Genomic DNA, 22202 nt, shown 5'->3' on the forward strand with positions numbered 1-22202 from the left:
TTCTGAATTTCTTATCCATTAAATACGCAGGAGCATTCATCTGCTTAGCATTTTCCCACTCCCCATTTCACATTATTTCAGATTAATCTCATGGTTCATTTTATAATTCTTTTTCAAAAATACTGGACAATTCCATTCACAAACAAGGTCCTTAGCCAAGGAAACGACCCAACCCTTTGTTAAATGATACTTTTTCCCATCAACAGTAATAAACACTTCACCGTCTGTCACATAGAAAACTTCCTGTTCTTCTACATGCCACGTTCCTTTATTCGGTTCGCCTACCCATGGTTCCCATGTATAGGCACCTAGTTGCTCTGCTTCTTCTGCTGTAAGTTTTTTCGCAAAAAACATGATGATCCCCTCTCTTTCTAATTGGTAATTTTGACGGAATACATTCCTATAAATCTACTGTCTTAACATTTGGATCTTTTAAACGTTTAAACTCTTTTTTAATAAAGTATATGGCAATGAGAACACCTGGAATTTCTGCAGCAGGAGCAGCGTACCATACACCTTCTACACCCCAGAATTTCGGGAAAATAAATAGAAACGGTAACATGAACAATAATATTTTGCTTACACTAATAAACGTTGCGGACCAGTTTCTCTCTTGTGATTCGAAATAACCAGAGATGAGCAAGCTGACTGCACTAAGTGTAAACAAACAATTGAATACAACTGTCGTCCAAATGCCCAGTTTCTGCAGTTCAGGATTACCACCGGAAAAAAATGACACAATTGGATCTGCAAAAATGATTAGGACGGTTGTCACAATCACAAAGAAGGAAACTGTAAAAATGAGTCCCATCTTAATTGCTTGTTTCACACGATCAAGGTTGCCCGCACCGTAATTATAACTAATGATCGGTTGAAGTCCTGTCATCCCACCAAGCGCTGCTAAGGCGAGCAGATTTGTAATGTAACCGTTTTGAATCGTGAAAGCTGCAACGTGTAGACCACCACCGTAGCTTTGCAGTAAGTTGTTGGTGAAAATAATTGCAATAAACATCATGAACTGACTCGAGAAAGATGCAAATCCCGTCCAAACTACTTCACCAATCTTTTTGAGATTAATCATCATATCTTTCATTTTTGGCTTAAGTTTTGTTTTACCAAACCAGAAATAAAAGATTAGGAGAACAGGAATTGATTGCGAAATCGTATTAGCCCATGAAGAACCCATCATCCCCATATCATACTTCGTTACCATAATCCATTCTGCAATCCCAGCAACAACTGCTGCGACTAACCAACTGTTCATTGATAATATAGGTTTTTCATCGATATTAGTTAAAATGCTTAATACAACGGCCAATATCGTTAATGGCAATGAAATCCATAACAGTCGGCTATATTGCACCGCATATGGAAGCGCTTCATTACTTGCTCCAAATAAGATCATAATTTCATTTTCAAAGACCACTCCAAGTACAGCTAAAAAAGTGGAAAGGAAAAGAGTAAACCATAAGGTTTGTCCCATAATCCCTCTAGCTTCTTCGATTCTCCCTTTTCCAAGTCGAAGTGAAATAACCGCTCCGGCTCCCACACCCAAAAGAACGCCAAGCATACGGGTAATAACCATGACCGTAAATCCAATTCCGATCCCTTCGATTTCCAGCTCTTGAAAGCCACTGACGAAATAACCATCGACAACCGCTACAACTCCTAGAATCACGTTAGCCATAATTCCTGCCAATGCAAACCGTAAATATAGTAACGGAATACTTTTGGTTCCCAGCACTGAATCATACGCCGGCTTATTCATTACTTCTAGTTGCTCTATCTTCGATGACGGACGGTTGTCTACTATTTTCATGAGCATGTCCCCTTATAAATAATTTATATAGCAAGTTAAACTCAATTAATTCGCATACCATCCTACAGGTTTGGCATGCTGGTGGATATTGATTTGCTTCGTTTCCATAAAGTGCTCCAGCCCAATGGCACCTAACGCTCTGCCGATTCCACTTTGCTTATATCCTCCCCAAGGACCTTCAACATAAGCGAGATGATAACTATTAATCCAAGTAATTCCCGCACGCAATTTACTAATGACACGTTTTGCTCGATCCATATCTTCAGTAAATACAGCACCGGCTAAGCCATAAATGGAATCATTCGCTTTTTGGATGGCATCTTCCTCATCTTTAAATTTCTGTACAACAAGGACTGGACCAAAAATTTCTTCCTTAACAATACACATATTCGCATTTACATCAGCAAAGATTGTTGGCGCAATAAAAAATCCTCGATCAAGCCCATTTTCTGTTAAGCGCTTACCACCACAAACTAATTTTGCACCTTCTTCGATTCCTTTCTTGATATAATGTAAAACTTCATTCATATGAGACTCGTTTGTGAGAGCTCCCATTTCAATGTTCTCGCTTTCCCCGTTTCCAACTACAATTTTGCTCGCACGCTCGGCCAGTCTTTCAACAAACTTATCGTAAATGGTCTCTTGTACAAGCAAACGGGATGCAGCTGAACAAACTTGCCCAGCGTTGTGGAAAATACCAAACATCGCATTATCGACTGCAGTTTCAAAATCTACATCGTCGAACACAATAAGTGGAGATTTACCACCCAGTTCAAGTGTAATTTTTTTCATATTGCCCGCAGCTGCGCGCATAATACTTTGACCTGTTTTTGTTCCACCGGTAAAGGCAATTTTGTCAACATCGTGGCTCTCTGCAAGCTCATTCCCAACCTTTGAGCCAGGTCCCAATACCAAGTTTGCCACTCCGTCCGGAAGTCCAACCTCTTCGATAATTCCAAATAATTTGAATACGCTTACAGGAGTAACATCAGCAGGTTTAATTACAATTGTATTCCCTGCGGCGAGTGCAGGAGCAATTTGCCAAACGGCTAGCATAAGCGGGAAGTTCCAAGGGACAATAATTCCACAAACACCAATCGGTTCATGAATAATAATTGTTTCCGAAGAATCAGTACGAGTGTAAGATTCCTTTTTCATACCTTTGATCAAGTCAGCATAATAGCGGAAGCATTGAATCGATACTGGAATATCCACATGGGTTGTTGCACGAATAACCTTACCGTTATTTTCAGTTTCCAAACGGGCAATTTCAGCTGTCTTCTCTTCAAGACGGTCTGCAATCTTATATAGATAGTCAGCTCTTTCATCAGCCGATAAATTCGACCAGATCCCGCTGTCAAACGCTTTACGAGCCGCCTTGATTGCTATCTTCGCATCATCTGCTGATCCATAAGCAGACATTGCGATAATCTCTCCGGTTGCAGGATTGATAATGTTTCGTCTAGCACCGGATAATGCTTCTACCCATTTCCCGTCAATGAACATGTTAATTTTCATAAACACCTCTCCTTTACGCAATAATATCTACCAGCTTGAAACCAATATGTGCTAGATTGACCAGCATCGTTTTCTGATTATAGAACGGGAATGATTTAAGGCGTTCCTTTTCAAATCGGTATCCACCTGCACTCCCCGTAACGATCCATTGTGCCAATAACTTACCAAACAATGTCGAGAGAGATGCGCCATGGCCCGTATAACCCGTTGCGAAATATGCGCCTTCTTTGGATCTGCCAATAACTGGGAACGTATCAATTGTAACCCCGATAAATCCACCCCACCGGAAATCAATCTTGCTTCCTTCTAGTTTTGGCATTATTTTAACCATGGCATCGTAAACATTTTGATAAACAGCATCGCCTAAGTTTGGACGAATATCGCCACCGCCAAATACGATCCGATTATCTGGTGTACGTCGGAAATAGTAAAGGAAACTGCTTGTATCAAAAACCATGCGATCTTTAGGAATAACGGCACTCACCAATGATTCTGGAAGCTGTTCAGTAGCAATAATACGTGCTGAAATTGGCAGTACGCCTTTATTCAGTTCAGTCATGATTTTTCCAGAGTAACCATCTGTAGCCACAATAATGTCTTTCGCAGTAACTGCACCTTTTTCTGTTACAACTTTCACACTGTTTCGACCGTACTCAATAGATAGTGCTTTCGAATGCTCAAAGATTTTTGCACCGATCGATTTAGCTGCTTCTCCCAAACCAATTGCATAGTTCAGTGGCTGGAACGAGTAACTCGAGTTGTCGACTAAGCAGCCATAATAATGTAGGGAATCGATCTCTTGATGCAACTGACTTCGATCAAGTACGCTTGATTCGTACCCGAAATTTTTGTTTAAGTATTCGCTTTCATGTTTCAATCCTTCAAAATGCTTGGCTTTGTAAGCCGCCACAATGTGACCTGTCTTTCTAAAGTTACAGTTGATTTGATGCTCGTCGATGATGTTTTTAACCAGTTCAACACTAAACAGGGAGAGGTCGTTAAGCTGTCTCGCTTCGTCGGCACCATACTTTTTGGCAAGCTCCTGCATCGTTGGCTTATAGCCTGGCAATACCATCCCGCCGTTACGACCGCTTGCGCCATATCCGATTGTTTCCTGCTCAAGGACAATGACACTCTTCCCTAATTTTTGCATATGATATGCAGAAGAAAGACCTGTGAAACCTGCGCCAATAATAACAACATCCGCCTCTTCATTTCCTTCAAGAGGTTTTCCTTTGTCATAGCTATTCGCAGTCGCTGTCCACAGTGAGAGAGTATCCATTCGATCCATCTTATCCATAGCTAAACCTTCTCCTTTCGTGACATGTATGTTACAATACAGTCAAAAATATTCATAATATTCACACTTATCGAATTAATAATATGACTTGGAGCTTCCTCCAAGTCAATAGCCATTTGAGAGTTTTTTGAATTCATTTTGCGAAAAAAGTGGAGTAACTCCACTTTTTTCATCGGGGGGACATCTATGAAGATTGGTACATTTGCAAAGCTCTTTCATGTTACGACCGATACCGTTCGTTATTACATTGAACTGGGATTATTAATGCCAGACAAAAAAAATACCCAGTATCAAATGAACCAATTGTGTCTCGACGACATGGCTTTTATTACTGAGCTGAAAAAATTTCATTTTTCACTACTAGAAATTCAACAAATTTTATCGTATCAGCGTGTCACAAACTTCTCGGACCATGAGGATATCGACTACTACAACAATTTGCTCATTGATAAAAAGAACCAGCTGACCAAGAAAAAAGAAGACCTATCAAAAGCTATCCAATTGATTGAAAAAGCGGTTCAAACCAACTCGCCTTCATCCAAAGAAGAGAATCTTACAGGGATCCCACTTTCCTTTGTAAATCTGCTCTATTGTCCGAAGTGCCACATTCCGCTTGAAATGAAAGATGTAACGATTAAAAAAGTCTACATTCAAACGGGGAGTTTAACTTGTACCTGTGGATACGAGGCAGCTATCGAGGAAGGTATTATCATTACCGCGAACTTGTATGAGACGTCTCCTTATCCATCTTATTTTTACGATAAAGAAACGATTAAAGAGATCAATCCCAAAATGATTAACTTATTTGAAAAAAGTAATTTTTGGTTTCAAAAAATTCTACAAAATGTAGATTTGAAAAACAAATTAATCGTGGAAACCAACGTTGACGCTTTTGTGTCACTACCCAAATATATCGATGTTCTTGAAACGAGTGCATCCTATGTATTCAGTGGCTATTCGCTTGCAATGCTCAAGAAGGTTAGAAAAAGAATTGAGCGTATGAATCCGAAGCCAAACGTCCTTTATATTTTGAATTCTGATTTAAATCTGCCATTGAAACCGCTTAGCATCGATATTTTTGTGGATAGTTTTACAGCAACTGATTTTTCACTGCTCAATCCGCAGTTCCCAATTCATGTTCTAAAAAACTATTTTCATAGCAGTTCAACAATTGTCGGCGGGTACTCCTATTATGATAGCTCGGCCAAATCCTTGAAAAACATTTCAGCCTTATATCCAAATTCCCACGAGCATATTTTATATCCAAAATACTTAGAAGAAAATTTATCAGTCAACGGATTTCAAATCACGCAAAGTGAAAATATCGGTTACTGTACAGATCCAGGACCTTTTTTTGATTATCATGTAATAGATGAAAAATTCCACACGCTAATGTATTTGGCTAGTACGAAAAAATAGCACACAAAACACAAAATCGCTTTAGTTATTGGAGACAGAGAATTAGATTTATTACCTGCTAAAGAATTAGGAATTTCAACATGTATGTTTCAAAGTCAAAGTGATTTAGCTGATTATCATTTACAGAATTACTCAGATTTTTTTAATACTGATATTTCGTTAGCGAAACGAGTGATTGGTTAACAATACATACAGAAAAAGGACCAGAGTTTGGCTCTTTTTGAAGGGCTTTATGTTAAATGTTCACTTCAAGTATTTTAGTACATTGTCTTTATTTTTTCTGAATATATCGAAACGAAGAATTTATTACTTGATTATAATTACATTATGTAAATCAAAAAGTTATATTCTCTCTTTATTTTCAACATGCAAGTCGTAATTTATTACCTTTACTCACTTTACTATAAATAGATGCTAAAAATTAAAAAGACAACTAATTTGACAATAGTTGTCTTTTACTTTTGACATGATCATATAGACAAATCTAGCACAAAGTTTTATTTTCTAATCTCCAACTAAACCACCGTGCATGACCATCTGTTTCTCCAACGGTCTCATTATATTCTTTTCCATTTATAAAATAATCGAGATGAAGATCTCTATCCCACATGTTGTTGTAAAGGTGGAAAACATCCCGTTTCGCACCAATGTCTTTCACTTTTTCTACTAAGTTATGTTTTTTACTCTCCGATATTTGATTCGCTACATGTGTATGGAAAATACAAATCACCGAATCCTCTGGAACTTGTTCTGCAATACTTGAAAGAAGAGCTACTCCATCCCCTTCTATCAGTTTCACAGATTGTTTTTTTAAACAAGCTGCTGCGTGATCAAACATTTCAAGCCTTTCTGTATGCTCTGGCCAAATAAGTGAGCGTAACCATAAATAGTCCTCCTCATTATTTAGATCATTTATATGTAAATCAAGTCCGATTTTTTCTGTGACAGAAGGACTTTGTTTTAGGAAAAATGGCTGATTCTCTCCTTTTATTTCCGATTTCAAGTGAACGTTAGAGTCTTTATTTCCAAACACCTCTTCTGTTCCATACGAATAACTATATTGATCCCAAAGCAGCTGTAAACCAGCACTTGTCCCGATTTCAATTAAAGCTAAAGGTTTATTAACTTTATGAAACATATAACAAAAACTCGGATATAAATATGTGCACCTTCTTACTTCGTTTGTTTGTACTAGTTTCGTTTTTAATATAGTGATAATCTCTTCTCTATGAAGCTCACAAAAATCTTTAAACAAAGGAAAGACTTGCTCTAAATTTTTTTCAGGGTTTATAACAAGACTTTCATAATAGTTTTTCAGCTTATGGTTATGCCCTTTTAATAATAAATAATGAATGGCACCAAGCAATAAATTAGGAGTTGGCTGACCAAGTTGTGCATGTGATGCTAATGTAAGAATTTCTTCATCTTCTGAAATTTTTACTGATAAATGTTCGTATAAATCGCTTGATCCTTTACATTCTTTTATAGAAAAATTTTTGAATAAGTTGGAAATTTGTTCTTGGGTAAGCATTCTGTTTCCTCCTAATTAACATAATTCAATATTCAGAATAATTTTAACATAAATTCTTAACATAGAATATTTTTACAAATATCATTTAAATCTCAAATGAATTTTATACATATATCTCCACACCATTCGGATCTGTTTGTTTCCTTAGATAGAAAGAACGCAAATATACATGTTTCAATGTCGTTTTATTACCACGAACGGTTTCAATACTATTTATTTCTTTTCGAAATAGAAACGAAAGGTCCCGTTCTAACCCTGTTTGCTTTGTTGCCATTATAACTTTCTGTAATTCGTCTATACTCCCGCCATAATCTATTACATCAAGATGTGTTTGAAGCTCAATGCGAAATCCATATGGTGTTAAAATAAAAGTTCTCCGTTCTCCCACATCTACTTTCCAGTGTAGCTTTTCTGCTTGCTTACAAATTGTTTCGCACTCCTCTTTTGACACGAGAAAACCAATATGATCAAATGAAACCTTTTTCCCATAGCCAAATGTGATATTTATCTTGCCTTTTCTAGCTTCAATAATCCGAAACAGTATCTGTTTATCTCGAAAATCATCCCATGTTAATGGTGGATCAAATTGTTGAAATTCTCCATTATACTTTCCGATTCTTGTAGAAATGCGGAAACCACATTTTTTATAAAAGTTCTCCATTTCTTCTAAATGAGGCGTCCAAAAATGATAATGAAACAGCATTAAAATCTCCCCCTTGCATTCTATATCTTTCATATAATTGTATAAACATAGTGTTATCATCACCTCTCTCTAAAGTGGTAATTATATAAAAATCCCCTCATACTTTTGTATGATAAGTTTCAACAAAATCAAAAGAAGTTCATTCCCTTATACACAGGAATGAACTTTCCATATTAAAAATTGTACTTATCAATATTATCTTTTGTAAACACAACTCGTTCCGGTAATACGATAATTCCATTCCCATCCGCTTCGTAGTCATAACCTTGAATAGAATTCGGTTCCACTTTTACTTTACCTATATTCGGAACTTCAAAGCTATCCCCAACTTTTAATTTCTTTCCTTTTACCACAATTTCATTTGCAACATAAGTTGCAAGTGCACCTTGTTGTTTTACATCCCATAATCCAAATTGCTGAACGGTTCCTCGTTTTACATAGTCACGCATTACATTAGGTGTTGAAAACCCTGTCACAACTACCTTTTTATCCATTTTCAAGTTTTCAGCAGCTTGCGCCATTGCTGGAAGTGCCGTTGCATCTGGACAAATGATAGCATTAATATCTGGATACGTTTTTAAAATACTTTCTCCAACCGATAATGATTTTTGTGCGTTATTTTCCCCGTACTGCGTCGTTACAATTTCCCAGTTTGGATATTTTTCTTTTATAATCTCTTTTGCTTTTGTTACCCATTGATTTTGATCTGTTACAGTCGGACTTGAATAGAAGAATGCTACTTTTCCTTTATCTCCGATTTGTGATGAAGTCATTTGAATTAATAGATTTGCAAGTTGCTCCGGCGTTCCTTGACTTATATAAAATGAACGATCTTTCGGATTCACATCAGAATCCCACGTTAATACTGTCATTCCCTTTTTCTTTGCTCTCTGTAATGATTGTGAAAGCCCATCAACCGATGTAGATGAAACCATTAACGCATCATAGTTTTGATTAATAAAATTATTTATATATTTCACTTGGCCTGATACGCTCGCTTCTGATGGTCCATCATACTTCACCCGCACGCCTAACTTATCTCCCATTTCCTTTGCGCCTTCACCACCTGATGTAAAGAAGCCAACCCCTGTTAATTTTGGAATGAATGCAAATCTCACATCATCTGCTTTTTTCTTATCTGCTGTTTTGCTAGAACATGCGATTAAGCCGATGATACAAACGCACATAATCATAAAAATCCCCAGTTTTCTTTTCATGACATTTCCCCCTTATGCAATTTCCTTCTTCTCCACATAGTGAGTTGCTGTAATTTGAAATGCCTAATAATAACCGAGAGGATAAGTATAATACCAATAACTACATTTGACTGTTCGTTTGTTAAACCTGTCATTTGTAAACCGTACTGCATCATACCAATAAATATACTTGCTAGTACTGTTCCAAGAATACTTCCTTTTCCCCCAGTGATGAGTGTCCCGCCTAATACAACTGCCGTAATAACCGGCAAAATTGTCTCGTTTCCAATATCAGCTCGAGCTGAGCCGAAATATGCTGTTAAAAAAGCTCCTCCTAATCCACCTCCTAACCCAGACAGAATATAGGTAAGAATGACTACCTTTTTTGTTCTGATACCAGAATATCGAGCTGCCTTTTCACTCGCACCTGTCAATATGACAAAACGCCCATACTTTGTTCGATGAAGTAAGATTGTAAATAAAACAGTCAAAACGAAAAGTAACCATAATAAGTTAGGAATTCCTATAAAATTCCCATTTGCAAGCTGCACGTAGGCATCTGGTAAACCACTTATCCCTTCATATCCACTGGCATTTGATCCACCCGAGATAACAAGAGCAATTCCTGAGTATAAAAACATCGTTCCCAGTGTAACAACAAGAGGTTCTACATCTGTCATTTTAATAATTAGCCCATTGATACAACCGGCTAGACAACTAATAACCAAAGCAATAATCACAGCTAAAATAACCGGAATTCCATTTATCCAAAGTACCCCAATAAGGATTGAGGTAAGACCCATAATCGAGCCTACAGACACATCGATTCCACCTGTTACAATTACAAAAGTCATTGGAATTGCGGCAATCGTAATAAAAACGAAGTCATTCATACTGAAAAGTAAATTACTAATATTAAAGAAATCGCTGTTTAACAAATCAAAGAGAATGAACTCTATAATAAGCAATACTATAAGAACTCCTTCCCATCTTAAAAACCCACGTGCATACTTCATAGATTCATCCTCCTTTCTTCTAAACGGTGCTTTTCTTGCCATTTTTTCAAAATACTATCTACTATAATAATGAGCAAAAGTAAAAAACCTGATATTGCGCTATTCCAAAAAGCAGGTATTTTTAAAAAAACTAGTGAACTACTTATAACTTCTAAAAAAATCGCTCCTAGCGCTGCTCCAAATATAGAACCTGTTCCACCTTTTAGATGAATTCCACCTAGTACAGCGGCAGCAATTACTTGCAACTCAATTCCAGTACCAGTTTGATTTGGTACAAATCCGATATTCATAACAAATATGCATCCTGCAAGTCCTGCGCTTATTCCCGAAATAATAAATGCATATATTTTCACCTTATCTACCGGTATTCCGATGAGACGTGCTCCATCTTCGTTATCTCCAGAAGCATAAAAATATCTCCCAAAAGGAGCTTTCGTTAAAAAAATGTATAATAATAGTAAAATAGCTAGAACGCTCCATACTGTAACAGGGAGACCTAATATCATGACAGAAGACATTTGTTTATAAGAATTAGGAATATCTTCAATCCATTTGCCACCTGTATAGATCAACATCGTTCCTCTAATAACTCCTAACATTCCTAATGTCATAATAATTGCCGGTACACCGAACTTGGCGACCCCTATTCCATTTATCAGTCCAATGAAAGCCCCAAGCAAGATTGCAGCAATCATTGAAATGAGAATACTATTACCATTTGTCAAAAACATCCCACAAATCGCTGCGCTTAATCCCATAATAGATCCGACTGAAACATCGATATTTTTCGTAAATAATACGAACGATTGACCAATAGCTAGTATGACTAAAATAAGACTTGATTTCATCATTAAAGAAAGCGAGCTAAATTGAACAAAACTAGGATTTATCATTCCTACGAAGGCTATGTAAATAAGTAATAAAATGATAATAGAAGTTTCATGTATTTTAAATATATTTGGAAAGCGTTTCATTCCGTTACACCTTCCCTTCCCCCATATGCGAGACGTGTAACTTCATTTATACAAACTTCTCCTTTCTCTAAGTGAGAAACAAACTTCCCATTTCTCATCACATATACTCTGTTTGCCAATTGAACAATTTCTTCTACATCTGAGGAAATCAGTATAATTGCAAGTCCTGATTGTTTTAAACTTTGAATTACCTCATACACTTCTAACCTTGCTTTCGCATCAATCCCGCGCGTTGGTTCATCTAAAATAATTAATTTTGGGTTACAAGCAAGGTATTTTGCTAATACAACTTTTTGCTGGTTTCCTCCCGATAAAGATGTCATCTTTTCATTTATATGGGAAGCAACAATCCGAAACTTATTCATATACGATTCTGTTAAAGCGCTTTCTTTTTTGTGATTTAAGAAAAAGTGGCTCATTCGTTGTAAGGAAGCTGCCGTTACATTCTCTTTAATAGACGCAATTGAAAAGATACCATTTCCCGCTCTATCTTCTGGAACATATACCATCCCTTTATCTAATCTTTCATTCGTTGAACATTTTGTAATTGACTCCCCTGCTAATGAAATTGTCCCAGACAGTATTTTCCTTAATCCATATAGTACTTCTGCTAATTCCGTTCTCCCTGCCCCAACCATACCAGCAATTCCTACAATCTCCCCAGCATGTACAGTTAGTGATATATCTTGAAATGCATAGCTCGCCAAACTTGTTACCTCTAATATTTGTTGAGAAAGTTTCGTAGTTTCTTGTGGTATCTCTTTCTTCTCTTCATGTTTATAATCTTTAGGTAATAATCCCTCCATTAGCATGTCATATGTATAGTCTGATACATCCCCTTGACTCACAATTATTCCATCACGTAAAATAGCTACCTTATTAGCAATCTCAAAAATTTCTGGGAAACGGTGTGTAATATAAATCATACCGATTCCTTTTTCCTTTAAATTTCTCAGCAGCACAAAAAGACTCTTTATTTCATGAGTTGTTAATGTCGATGTTGGCTCATCTAAAATAAGAATCTCGGCTTCTCTTATTAATCCTCTTACTATTTCTACTAATTGTTGTTGCGCAATAGATAATGAACTCCCAATTGCATTTAGCTCTATATTCCACCCTAAACTTCTTATCAAGTCCTTTACTTTTGTACGAAGTTCTTTATTCTTTGCTTTTATTCCAATACATATATTTTCTTCAATTGTCATATGAGGAAAAATTAACGGTTCTTGTGGAATTAAATAAACACCAGTTGCATGTGCTTCTGCTGGATTAGAAAAACTTTGCACCACTCCTTTTACATATATCTCCCCGGCATCATAAGAGTATAAGCCTGTTAATATTTTCATCAATGTTGATTTTCCAGCACCATTTCCTCCTACTAGAGCGTATACATCTCCGCGTTGTAATTCTAAAGTAACCTCTTTTAATACATGTTGATCTGAAAATGATTTACTAATTTGTTTCACCTCTAATAAAGGCACGTTCTCCACATCTTGTTACCCTCCTTTATGTGGAACAATTTTTGAGAAAATGATTTTTTGTTCTACTTGTTTTGTAGCATTGTATATCTCTTTTTTCATATCTAGAACACATTTTTTCTTGAAATCCCTGCTTGTGTCTAGCGGTATAATCTCAAAATGAAATACATATGTTTAAGCATCGGTCAATTGTTGAAAGGAATGAAGAGAATGTCACAGCTGAACTTTGAAGAAAATTTGTTAACAAAAGTAGCCTGGTATTACTATAAAGATCATTTAACGCAGCAAGAGATCGCCTCCTTGCTTCACATTTCACGGAATAAAGTCGTTCGTTTATTAGATAAAGCGCGCACCGAAGGCATTGTTACATTTCATGTAAAAGGCACTGGCTTACATTGTTTGAGTATTGAACGTGAACTCATCCGGACGTTTCATTTAAAAGACGCTTTCATTATCCCTACACCAATGGAGAATTCTACCTACTCTTTAGGAAAAGCTGCCGCACAGTATTTAGAAACTCATCTACAACAAGGAGATTTACTTGGGATTGGTTGGGGAGAAACAATATCAAAAATGCTAGAAAACATTCATTTTGAACCATCTATGCAACTTTCAATTGTTACCCTTACAGGCGGTGTAAATCACTATCTTCCTAGAAAACAAAATTATTTAAATCACGTGCAAGGAGAACTGCATATCATTCCTACTCCATTTTTAGCATCTACGGATGAAATGGCGCAAAGTATCCTTTCAGAACCGTCCGTTAAAGATATGCTGCATGTCGCTTCGCTTGCTAATACAGCAGTAGTCGGTATTGGTGGTTTATCTCAAGATGCAACGATTTTAAAAAAAGACAAAATAACGCTTCGTGAAATGACCTATATACGTAGTCAAAATGGTGCCGGAGATATTCTCGGACAATTCTATAATGCATATGGAGAATTGCTTGAGCTCCCTCACCATACTCGACTAATCGGTACACCTCTTTCCATTCTTCGAAAAATGAAACATGTAGTTGGTGTAGCTGGCGGCGAAGAAAAAATAGATGCCATTTACGGAGCCTTAAAAGGTAAATTCATTCATACCTTAATTACAGATGAAGAAACCGCCCTCTCTCTATTAAGAAAGGAAGGTGAATCATAATGTCTTCTCTATTAGCTTACGATGCAGGTACTGGCAGTATCCGGGCTGTCCTTTTTGATTTAGAAGGAAATCAACTTGCGGTGAGTCAAAAAGAGTGGCTTCATAAATCAGACCCTCGCTATCCTAATTCTATGAATTTTGATGTGGTAGAGAATTGGAAACTCGTTCAAGAATGTACAAAAGATGTCCTTCAAAAAAACAATACACCCCCTTCCTCTATTAAAGCGATTAGTGCCACAAGTATGCGGGAAGGTTTTGTTTTATACGATAAAGAAGGCCGTGAGATATGGGCATGTGCGAATGTTGATGGTCGTGCTTCTCATGAAGTAAGTGAGTTAAAACAAATCCGCTCCCTTCTTGAAGAAGATTTATATGCAAAATCAGGGCAAACCTTTTCTTTAGGTGCTTTACCTAGATTGCTTTGGATACAAAAGCATCAACCCGACATATACGATAAAGCCCACTCCTTTACAATGTTAAACGATTGGATTCTTTATAAATTGAGTGGTGTACTGCAAATAGACCCTTCAAATGGATGTACCTCTGGTATCTTTAATTTACAAAATAGAACTTGGGATAATTCAGTTGCTAAACAATGCGGGCTTTCTTTATCATTTTCTCCGACTGTCAATGAAGCTGGTACAGTCATTGGTAGTGTCACAAAACAAAGTGCGGAGCTGACAGGGTTACAAGTAGGAACACTGGTAGTTGCTGGTGGCGGTGATGCACAGATGGCTTCACTCGGTTCGGGAATCGTAAAGCCTGATCAAACCTTTATTTGCGGGGGTAGCTTCTGGCAACAAGAAGTAAATATAACAAATCCAAAAACGGATCCACATGCTCGTATTCGTGTGAATTGCCACGTGATTCCAAAACTTTGGCAATATGAAACCATCGCGTTTTTCCCTGGCCTTGTTATGCGATGGTTTCGTGATGCTTTTTGCCAAGAAGAAAAACAACTTGCAGATGAACTTGGTGTGGATGCTTATGAATTATTGGAAGAACAGGCAAAGCAAGTACCTGTCGGCTCATATGGCATTATGCCGATCTTTTCAAATGTAATGAATTATATTTCCTGGCGTCATGCTGCCCCTTCCTTTATCAATTTAAGCTTAGATGCTGATAAATGTGGGAAGAAAGAATTGTTCCGTGCAATTGAAGAAAATGCTGCATTTGTAACACTTGGTAATTTAAAGTTAATAGAAGCATTAACCGGAAAATTCCCTTCTAAAGTGATATTTGCGGGCGGTGCTGCAAAAGGCAAACTATGGCCGCAAATCGTTGCGGATGTTCTCGGAATTCCTGTCAAAGTACCAGTTGTCAAAGAAGCAGCTGCTTTAGGAACAGCCATTGCGGCAGGTGTTGGTGCAGGTATATATGACTCTATGGAAGCAACCTCTCAGAAATTCGTAAAGTGGGAAAGCACATATGAACCGAATGCTGAGCATCACAAACTATATCAACAATTTTATCAAACATGGAAATCCGTTTATGAAAAACAACTCCCGCTAGCGGATGAAGGATTTACATCACATATGTGGATTGCACCAGGTGCATTGTAATCCATTACATAAAGGAGTGAACAACATGCTTAAAGTGAATGAAGAGGATTTCTCCTATCGCTTTGGTAACCATGGTCCTAAATATTTATTGAAAGGCCCTAATATTGACCTTGGTATTGTAGTCATTCAACCTGGTCAAGAATTTCAAAATCATTATCATACAACTTGCGAAGAAATTTTTTATGCGCTAGAAGGTGAAATTGATTTCTACATTAATAATGAAAGAGTTCCTGTAAAACAAGGTGACGCCTTACAAGTTCGCCCTCATGAATCCCACTACCTGATTAACCATTCAGACCAAATCTTTAAAGCTGTTTTTATTAAATCACCACATTTACAAGAAAAAGATACGGTACAAACAAAAAATCCCAAATTAACGAAGGAGTGATTCACAATGACTTGGGGATTTCAAAATCGATTAAATACAATATTACCTGATGGAAAGGCTGTTATGTTAGCGATAGATCACGGTTACTTTTTAGGGCCAATTCATGGATTAGAGCAGCCATTAGAAACAGTAAAAAACTTACTTCCCTATACAGATTCTCTCTTTTTAACAAGAGGTGTACTCAATTCCTGTATTCCTGAAGACTGCAAAACACCGATGGTACTGCGTGTTTCAGGCGGAGCAACTGTAGTTGGTAAAGATTTAGCAAATGAAACGATCGTTACACCAATTAAAGAAGCATTGCGACAAAACGTGGTCGGAGTCGGCGTATCTGTTTTTGTCGGTTCGGAATATGAAACACAAACCGTTGCGAATTTAGCTAACGTTGTTTCCGAAGCACACGACTACGGATTACCAGTTCTTGGTATTACAGCCGTAGCAAAGGAACTACAAAAACGAGAAGCTCGTTTCCTAGCACTCGCATCACGTGTATGTGTAGAAATGGGGGCTGACATTATTAAAACATATTACTGCGAAGGATTTGAAAAAATCACAAGCACTTGCCCTGCCCCAGTCGTCATTGCAGGAGGACCAAAATTAGATTCGATTGAAGACGCATTAACCATTACGTATCAGGCATTGCAAGAGGGTGCAATTGGGGTTGATATGGGACGCAACATTTGGCAGTCTGAACATCCAGCGGCAATGATTCAAGCGATACATGGTATTGTCAAAAATGGCTTACATGTAAAAGAAGCACTTGAATTATATAATGAAGTGAAGAACTAGATTGAACTACCACCACCTACCTTGAAGTGACCCCGTAAAGTTAGACAGGTTATTTCGTTAGGCGGCGATTAAGGTCTGAATTCGGTATTGCACTGGACTCAGACCTTTTAATTTCGCCATAATTCGTTTGTGATTGTAGTAATCTATATAGTACGCTAGTTCTTTCTTAAATTGTTCTACACTTTCAAATTCCTTCAAACGGTATTTCTTCATACGTACCAGACATTTCAAGCCCAATTCTTTCATGATACGTTGCACCTTTTTATGGTTCACACGTTGGCCTCGATTTCCGAGTTCATCTCGAATAAGGCGATATCCATAACGTCCTTCATTTTCACTATAAATCGATTGAATTAAGATTTTCAGTTCCGCATCTTTATCCGGTTTCTCAGCGTTTTTCACCCAGTAATAGTATGTGCTACGTGGGATATCTGCGAGTTGTAGGAGTGCTTTCACCGGGAATTCAGTCCTTAGTTCATAGACTACTTGTGTTTTGTCTTGTTTGGTGATTTTTCCTTGTTTTGAACTAAGGCATTCAACTTTTTTAAGTACGCATTCTCCATACGCAAACGCTCTAATTCGATTTGAAGTGCCTCGATAGATCTTTCAGCTGGTACTGATTTTGTCATTTGTTTATCTGTTTCGCTTTTCATAGATTGACGCCCCTTTTCCTTTGGTTTTAGGGCGTCGATTCCACCAGATTCAAACTGTTTTTTCCCAAGTTCGAATCATCTTCGTTGTAGATATGTTGAAAATCGCAGTTATTTCCCGGATAGACGTCCCATGTTCGATCATATAATTCAGTACGTCTCTAGTTTATACTGCATAGAATACGCTGTATAGCTTTTTATAAAAGCCTTTACTCCATGATATTCATATCGTTTAATCAAAAGTAGTAAATCACCTTTAGCCATGCCAAGTGTATCGGCGATTGCCCTGCATGATTCATTTCCATTTACATAACGCTGAACAGCTGCTAATTTTTCTGATTCAGAGAATTTCTGCATATGAAAAGCACCTCCAATTGTTAGATTGCCGCGTCTAACAATTGGGGTGCACTTCACGTTTAGCGGAGGGGGGCTTCTCGGTTAAAATGATAAAGAAGGAGAAAAAACCATAACGGATTCTCCTTTAAGGTGGTTCCATCCTGTGCTTTTTATTTGAATATCCCTAATTGTTTTATTTATATTTAAATAGAACACTAAATAAGAACTGTTATACCCAACAAAGAACCGTGGAACAATTTCCACGGTTCTTTGTTTACATCTAGTAGCCTTTATTATGTAATGGGGCAGCAAAAAAGTGAAATCCTAATATAAAGGCTTCACAGCTAATAGCAGATACAACTAATCCAGCCAAGTCATTGGGTAATACCCCAATATCAATTGATTAATACATATCTATTCCCCAAAAAAACATATGAACATATTATATTATAGTACAACTCTTTAACAACCACTCTAAGAAGGGGGCTATCTATATGTTTGAAGACAAATCTAAAGTTAATTACCCATATGAATTTGCAGAAACTATAACGACACCAATTAAAAAACCAAATTATACAAAATTTAAAAATAGTACAAACACACAACCTTTGGTTATTTCAAAACATTACGTTGAAAAACCTCTATACTCCGAAAGAATCAATACCCCTAAAAACAAATAATCAAAGTTCTTTAAAAAAAAGACTACATCCATATATAAATGTAGTCTTTTCCTTGCTCTGTCTGCAGACGGACTTTATAATTTTTTTCATCCCTGGAAAGATAAAGTCTGGGGTCCAATTTATTTTCCAAGATTTCTTATCTCCATCTTTTTCTTGCACAAGTTTTGCTTCATGTGAGAAAGAGATTTTTCCTCCTGCTGTATCCATACTTACAGTAAATAAAATGACCTTATTTTCCGTTTTATCTTTAATTACTTCCTTTCTTTTAACTTTTAAATTCTCAACTCCAATACCTTTGTGAATTTTTTCATTTTTCTCTGTAAACTCTTTTTTTGAAATGGATTCTTTTGCGTGTTTTGACAGTTGATCATACATATCTGCAAATTTTTTGTCATTCCATAATTTTATATATGTTTCAAATGCTTGTTCCGAAGTTTCGCCTTTATTGCATCCTACCAATATAAATGTGAAACAAAAGAAAAGTAGTATCCATTAAAGAATTAAATTTCACTGTTACTGATTAGAATTCACTATATTAGTAGCTTCACCATTCATACGTTGGTTTTTCAAGTCAAAGTATATATCTAATATATCCTTTCCAATTAATGAATTAATACCGCTTTTATCATTGTGAACCCAAGGGACTACTACAGAAAATGCTATTTCTGGATTATCGTATGGAGCATATCCAACTAATGTTAAATTGTAACACTCAATACGTTCTCCCTTCTCATTCCTTCCAATTTTACTTTCTCCTCCATATACTGTCTGAGCTGTTCCTGTTTTCCCAGCTGGTTTATATGGTGCCTTTTGGAAATATTTCACACCAGTTCCATCGCCTTCTTGAAATACCCATCTAAAGCCTTCTTTTACTCGATCAATATACTCCGATTTCACTTCCACTCGATTTAACACAACAGGTTCTATAGATTGTACAACTTTTCCAATTTCTTCTTTTTTGCTTGTTTGTTCTCGAATCTCTTGGACAATTTGAGGCTGCATTCGGTATCCATCATTTGCAATGGTTGAAATATATTGTGCCAATTGTAGTGGTGTATACGTATCATACTGCCCAATAGAAAAATCTAATAAAAATCCTGGTTGGCTATCTTTCTGTCTCGTTTGTCCAGTTATTTCATTTGGTAAATTAATTCCTGTTGGGACGCCTAAACCAAATTGTTTAAAATAATAACGCATTGTGTCAAATGCTGCTTGTTTAATATCCAATGAACTATTTGGTACATAATTCACTCCAGCTATTTGTAAAGCGGTATGAAACATGTATACATTTGATGATACTTGTAAAGCCCTTAAATCATTAATATTTCCAAACCCAGATACATTCCATGATTTTTTAACTCTCGTACCTTTAAACTTCATAGGTGTGTCATAAAATTGAGTCCCTGGTTGTATAGCTCCGGTTTCGTATCCAGTTAATAAAGTAGCACCTTTTACAGCTGATCCTAACTCATAAGAAGTTACCATGTTGCCTAATGCAAAATCTTCTACTTCTGTTTTCCCATCTTTTTCTACCAATCTCTTACCAGCCATAGATAATAGTTGTCCGGTTTTCGGATCCATCATGACAACAAAAGCACGATCCATTAATGGTTCAGAACTCTTAAAAGCTTTTAAATTTTTTTCTATACTTTCTTCTACTTTTTTTTGTAACTCCATATCGATTGTTAAAGTTAAATTGTTACCACTTTTTCCTTTAGAGACTGTTTCCGTTTGAATAACGTTTCCTGCTTTATCAATATTATTTTTAACTTCTTTTTTTGTTCCATGTAATACATCTTCATATCGTTGTTCAATATAACTTTTCCCCACGCGATCGTTCCGATTATATCCGCGAACCAAATAAGAATCTAAATGATCTTTTGGCAATCCTTCTTCAGCGCTTGTTATATTACCTAATACTGAACGGAATAAATCACCATTTACATAGTTTCGTTCCCAATCAACTGTCGCATCTATTCCTGGAAATTTTGCTAAATTTTCACTTATCCTCGTATACTCTTGCTCTGTCACGTCTTTTTTAATAATTTGTGGTGTCATTTGATAACCAGAACTCATTTTGCTTTTAATAACTAATACTTTTAAGTCTTGTGGCGTGAGCTCTGCTAATTCATCTTCTGTAATGCGCTTTCGTCTTAACTCTTCGATTCTCTTGTCTAACTCTTTCCCTTCTATACCCTTTTCTCTAAATTTTTCCTCGTCTTGCTTCGTGACCTTTGCTTTAGCACGCTTTTTATTTAATTGCATCCAATAATCTTTTTTATCTACTTCAGTTAATTTATTTATTTCTTCTTCCGATATTTCAAGTATATTTGCAATATCTTCTGCAGTTTTTAAAACGTCTTCAGAGCTTACTCCCTTCAATCTTGTATACGTAATCGTACGAAGCGCTCTATTATCAACAACCGGTTTCCCTTCTCGATCATAAATTTTTCCACGCGGAACTGAAATACTCGTTGTTGCATTTTCATTTTTTTCCACTTGATTTTTATAGGTCTCTCCGTCAACAATTTGTACTTTTCCGAGCTGAACAATAATAGCCGAAAATAGTATAAATACGCAGAAAAATAGAATGTTTAATCGGATAGATATCGATGTCTTCTGCTTCTTTCCTGTTCGTTTTTTCATACATCCTCCGTATATATTTTAATAAATTTTGTTCAGATTACAGTTTTGTATGCAAATTCGTGCATACGTTATCCAATCTTAGTAGCATCTCATTCAATTACTGAAATGAATAGATGAAGATGGAACCGCTCCTCTATTTACAAAAAGAATAAGAGAAACTACGTTCAATCATAAGCAGTTCCCCTTATTTTTTATAAATATATCTAAAACAAGTGTTAGACTGTTCCTCTATAGTATGTGGCCGTCATATCATATTAATTTTCGTTATTTTTTAATAAATTCAATGTATGAGTAAATAAACGCTTATCTCCGGGATCTCCATGTCCTGGTACAATCATATTTATATCATTGTATTTCTTTTCTACTTTTTTAATTGCCTTTGACCAATTAGATACATATGAACCTGGAGTCTGTACAATCTCTTGTGTATCTAATGATTTTATTAAACATCCTCCAAATAGGATTTTATACTTTGGTAACCACACTGTAATGTTATCTTGTGTATGTCCTTTTCCTGGATAAAATGTTTCCACGTTTATATCACCAAATCGCATATTATCACGTTTCTTCAAGTCACCAAGAGGCTTATCAAAACCTTGTTTCTCTGCTAAATCAGCAGTTAAAGCCGTACTGTGTACCTTGACACCTTTTTTAATCAGCGTTTTAATTCCTCCTATACGATCGTCATGAGCATGTGTCACAATTGCTTCCGTGACCTCTTTTGTAGGAAATTGCTTTTTTAGTATTTGAAGCAGTTGATCTGTAAGATCATCATTCCAAGGTGTATCAATCAGTACCAATCCTTTAGATGTTTCAAGAATTAAACCATTTGCAGGAATACGTGTTCCGTTTACCACTCCAATACTCGTATGCATCCATACCTTTGGATGCAACTGTGAAATAGATACATCTTTCTCTTGATCTTTATTTTTTATTTGCTCTACTTTTTCAGCAGCCTGTACTGGAAATATCGAACTAGCAAATTGGCTAAATCCCAATATACTTGCGCATAAACCTACTTTTAATATTATTTTCTTTTTCATTATCATTGCTC

19 protein-coding genes and 3 pseudogenes are annotated in these 22202 nt (G+C 36.5%); 7 read left to right on the forward strand and 15 right to left on the reverse strand.

Annotation, left to right across the window (positions count from 1 at the left end):
* Positions 1 to 72: 72 nt before the first annotated feature.
* The 4 genes from HRG09_RS09700 to HRG09_RS09715 are packed head-to-tail and all read right to left on the reverse strand — an operon-like array spanning position 73 to position 4637.
* The gene (locus HRG09_RS09700; protein ID WP_174100600.1) at positions 73 to 354 is read right to left on the reverse strand and encodes a cupin domain-containing protein; all 282 of its coding nucleotides are present in this window, start codon (positions 352 to 354) and stop codon (positions 73 to 75) included.
* A 46-nt stretch (positions 355 to 400) separates the two neighbouring features.
* Entirely contained in the window at positions 401 to 1819 is a 1419-nt protein-coding gene (locus HRG09_RS09705) for an MATE family efflux transporter (protein ID WP_174100601.1), read from the reverse strand.
* A gap of 45 nt (positions 1820 to 1864) precedes the next feature.
* The gene (locus tag HRG09_RS09710; protein WP_174100602.1) at positions 1865 to 3337 is read right to left on the reverse strand and encodes an aldehyde dehydrogenase family protein; all 1473 of its coding nucleotides are present in this window, start codon (positions 3335 to 3337) and stop codon (positions 1865 to 1867) included.
* 13 nt (positions 3338 to 3350) lie between these two features.
* Entirely contained in the window at positions 3351 to 4637 is a 1287-nt protein-coding gene (locus HRG09_RS09715) for an NAD(P)/FAD-dependent oxidoreductase (protein ID WP_174100603.1), read from the reverse strand.
* Positions 4638 to 4823: 186 nt separating this feature from the next.
* Between HRG09_RS09715 and HRG09_RS09720 the strand changes: the two genes are divergently transcribed.
* Positions 4824 to 6056 (forward strand): MerR family transcriptional regulator, encoded by a 1233-nt coding sequence (locus tag HRG09_RS09720; RefSeq protein WP_174100604.1) that lies wholly within the window; start codon positions 4824 to 4826, stop codon positions 6054 to 6056.
* Positions 6057 to 6239, forward strand: a pseudogene (locus tag HRG09_RS09725) (HAD family hydrolase); the annotation flags it as partial. It abuts the gene before it with no gap.
* 301 nt (positions 6240 to 6540) lie between these two features.
* Here the strand turns inward: HRG09_RS09725 and HRG09_RS09730 are convergent.
* The 6 genes from HRG09_RS09730 to HRG09_RS09755 form a co-directional block, all read right to left on the reverse strand.
* Complete coding sequence (locus tag HRG09_RS09730; protein WP_174100605.1) at positions 6541 to 7587, reverse strand: DUF2332 domain-containing protein; 1047 nt, start codon at positions 7585 to 7587, stop codon at positions 6541 to 6543.
* Positions 7588 to 7690: 103 nt separating this feature from the next.
* Positions 7691 to 8290, reverse strand: a complete 600-nt coding sequence (locus HRG09_RS09735; RefSeq protein WP_174100606.1) for a VOC family protein — start codon at positions 8288 to 8290, stop codon at positions 7691 to 7693.
* Between the two features lie 173 nt (positions 8291 to 8463).
* Positions 8464 to 9507, reverse strand: a complete 1044-nt coding sequence (lsrB, locus tag HRG09_RS09740) for an autoinducer 2 ABC transporter substrate-binding protein LsrB (RefSeq protein WP_174100607.1) — start codon at positions 9505 to 9507, stop codon at positions 8464 to 8466.
* Entirely contained in the window at positions 9504 to 10502 is a 999-nt protein-coding gene (locus tag HRG09_RS09745; protein ID WP_174100608.1) for an ABC transporter permease, read from the reverse strand. Before HRG09_RS09745 ends, lsrB begins: the two co-directional genes overlap by 4 nt.
* Complete coding sequence (locus HRG09_RS09750) at positions 10499 to 11476, reverse strand: ABC transporter permease subunit (protein ID WP_174100609.1); 978 nt, start codon at positions 11474 to 11476, stop codon at positions 10499 to 10501. The genes HRG09_RS09745 and HRG09_RS09750 overlap by 4 nt, the downstream gene beginning before the upstream one ends.
* Positions 11473 to 12966: a sugar ABC transporter ATP-binding protein gene (locus HRG09_RS09755; RefSeq protein WP_174100610.1), complete on the reverse strand. Its 1494-nt coding sequence runs from the start codon at positions 12964 to 12966 to the stop codon at positions 11473 to 11475. Before HRG09_RS09755 ends, HRG09_RS09750 begins: the two co-directional genes overlap by 4 nt.
* Before the next feature lie 180 nt (positions 12967 to 13146).
* Between HRG09_RS09755 and HRG09_RS09760 the strand changes: the two genes are divergently transcribed.
* From HRG09_RS09760 to lsrF, 4 genes are read left to right on the forward strand one after another with little or no spacing between them, the layout of a single operon-like run.
* Positions 13147 to 14097, forward strand: a complete 951-nt coding sequence (locus tag HRG09_RS09760) for a sugar-binding transcriptional regulator (protein ID WP_174100666.1) — start codon at positions 13147 to 13149, stop codon at positions 14095 to 14097.
* Entirely contained in the window at positions 14097 to 15659 is a 1563-nt protein-coding gene (gene lsrK, locus HRG09_RS09765) for an autoinducer-2 kinase (RefSeq protein WP_174100611.1), read from the forward strand. Before HRG09_RS09760 ends, lsrK begins: the two co-directional genes overlap by 1 nt.
* A gap of 25 nt (positions 15660 to 15684) precedes the next feature.
* A complete protein-coding gene (locus HRG09_RS09770; RefSeq protein WP_174100612.1) occupies positions 15685 to 16047 on the forward strand; it encodes a cupin domain-containing protein in 363 nt (120 codons plus the stop codon).
* A 6-nt stretch (positions 16048 to 16053) separates the two neighbouring features.
* Positions 16054 to 16836, forward strand: a complete 783-nt coding sequence (gene lsrF / locus HRG09_RS09775; protein ID WP_174100613.1) for a 3-hydroxy-5-phosphonooxypentane-2,4-dione thiolase — start codon at positions 16054 to 16056, stop codon at positions 16834 to 16836.
* Positions 16837 to 16893: 57 nt separating this feature from the next.
* Here lsrF and HRG09_RS29805 read toward each other — a convergent pair whose 3' ends face one another.
* Entirely contained in the window at positions 16894 to 17049 is a 156-nt protein-coding gene (locus HRG09_RS29805; RefSeq protein ID WP_483862107.1) for an IS3 family transposase, read from the reverse strand.
* A pseudogene (locus HRG09_RS09780) lies at positions 17035 to 17843 on the reverse strand (helix-turn-helix domain-containing protein); the annotation flags it as partial. The pseudogene HRG09_RS09780 and the gene HRG09_RS29805, both read right to left, overlap by 15 nt.
* Before the next feature lie 473 nt (positions 17844 to 18316).
* Between HRG09_RS09780 and HRG09_RS09785 the strand changes: the two are divergent.
* Positions 18317 to 18502 (forward strand): hypothetical protein, encoded by a 186-nt coding sequence (locus tag HRG09_RS09785; RefSeq protein ID WP_174100614.1) that lies wholly within the window; start codon positions 18317 to 18319, stop codon positions 18500 to 18502.
* A gap of 46 nt (positions 18503 to 18548) precedes the next feature.
* Here the strand turns inward: HRG09_RS09785 and HRG09_RS09790 are convergent.
* The 3 genes and pseudogenes from HRG09_RS09790 to bla form a co-directional block, all read right to left on the reverse strand.
* Positions 18549 to 18991 (reverse strand): annotated as a pseudogene (locus HRG09_RS09790) (NTF2-like N-terminal transpeptidase domain-containing protein); the annotation flags it as partial.
* Between the two features lie 24 nt (positions 18992 to 19015).
* Complete coding sequence (locus HRG09_RS09795) at positions 19016 to 21148, reverse strand: peptidoglycan D,D-transpeptidase FtsI family protein (RefSeq protein WP_174100615.1); 2133 nt, start codon at positions 21146 to 21148, stop codon at positions 19016 to 19018.
* Between the two features lie 254 nt (positions 21149 to 21402).
* Positions 21403 to 22191: a subclass B1 metallo-beta-lactamase gene (gene bla, locus HRG09_RS09800; RefSeq protein ID WP_174100616.1), complete on the reverse strand. Its 789-nt coding sequence runs from the start codon at positions 22189 to 22191 to the stop codon at positions 21403 to 21405.
* Between the last annotated feature and the right edge of the window lie 11 nt (positions 22192 to 22202).

Source organism: Bacillus sp. Xin1 (genome assembly GCF_013314535.1).
Taxonomy (GTDB): domain Bacteria; phylum Bacillota; class Bacilli; order Bacillales; family Bacillaceae_G; genus Bacillus_A.

Coding starts and splice junctions, on each gene's coding strand:
- HRG09_RS09700 (WP_174100600.1), bottom strand. CDS start 354: ATGTTTTTTGCGAAAAAACTTACAGCAGAAGAAGCAGAGCAACTAGGT.
- HRG09_RS09705 (WP_174100601.1), bottom strand. CDS start 1,819: ATGAAAATAGTAGACAACCGTCCGTCATCGAAGATAGAGCAACTAGAA.
- HRG09_RS09710 (WP_174100602.1), bottom strand. CDS start 3,337: ATGAAAATTAACATGTTCATTGACGGGAAATGGGTAGAAGCATTATCC.
- HRG09_RS09715 (WP_174100603.1), bottom strand. CDS start 4,637: ATGGATAAGATGGATCGAATGGATACTCTCTCACTGTGGACAGCGACT.
- HRG09_RS09720 (WP_174100604.1), top strand. CDS start 4,824: ATGAAGATTGGTACATTTGCAAAGCTCTTTCATGTTACGACCGATACC.
- HRG09_RS09730 (WP_174100605.1), bottom strand. CDS start 7,587: ATGCTTACCCAAGAACAAATTTCCAACTTATTCAAAAATTTTTCTATA.
- HRG09_RS09735 (WP_174100606.1), bottom strand. CDS start 8,290: ATGCTGTTTCATTATCATTTTTGGACGCCTCATTTAGAAGAAATGGAG.
- lsrB (WP_174100607.1), bottom strand. CDS start 9,507: ATGAAAAGAAAACTGGGGATTTTTATGATTATGTGCGTTTGTATCATC.
- HRG09_RS09745 (WP_174100608.1), bottom strand. CDS start 10,502: ATGAAGTATGCACGTGGGTTTTTAAGATGGGAAGGAGTTCTTATAGTA.
- HRG09_RS09750 (WP_174100609.1), bottom strand. CDS start 11,476: ATGAAACGCTTTCCAAATATATTTAAAATACATGAAACTTCTATTATC.
- lsrK (WP_174100611.1), top strand. CDS start 14,097: ATGTCTTCTCTATTAGCTTACGATGCAGGTACTGGCAGTATCCGGGCT.
- HRG09_RS09770 (WP_174100612.1), top strand. CDS start 15,685: ATGCTTAAAGTGAATGAAGAGGATTTCTCCTATCGCTTTGGTAACCAT.
- lsrF (WP_174100613.1), top strand. CDS start 16,054: ATGACTTGGGGATTTCAAAATCGATTAAATACAATATTACCTGATGGA.
- HRG09_RS29805 (WP_483862107.1), bottom strand. CDS start 17,049: ATGAAGAAATACCGTTTGAAGGAATTTGAAAGTGTAGAACAATTTAAG.
- HRG09_RS09785 (WP_174100614.1), top strand. CDS start 18,317: ATGTTTGAAGACAAATCTAAAGTTAATTACCCATATGAATTTGCAGAA.
- HRG09_RS09795 (WP_174100615.1), bottom strand. CDS start 21,148: ATGAAAAAACGAACAGGAAAGAAGCAGAAGACATCGATATCTATCCGA.
- bla (WP_174100616.1), bottom strand. CDS start 22,191: ATGAAAAAGAAAATAATATTAAAAGTAGGTTTATGCGCAAGTATATTG.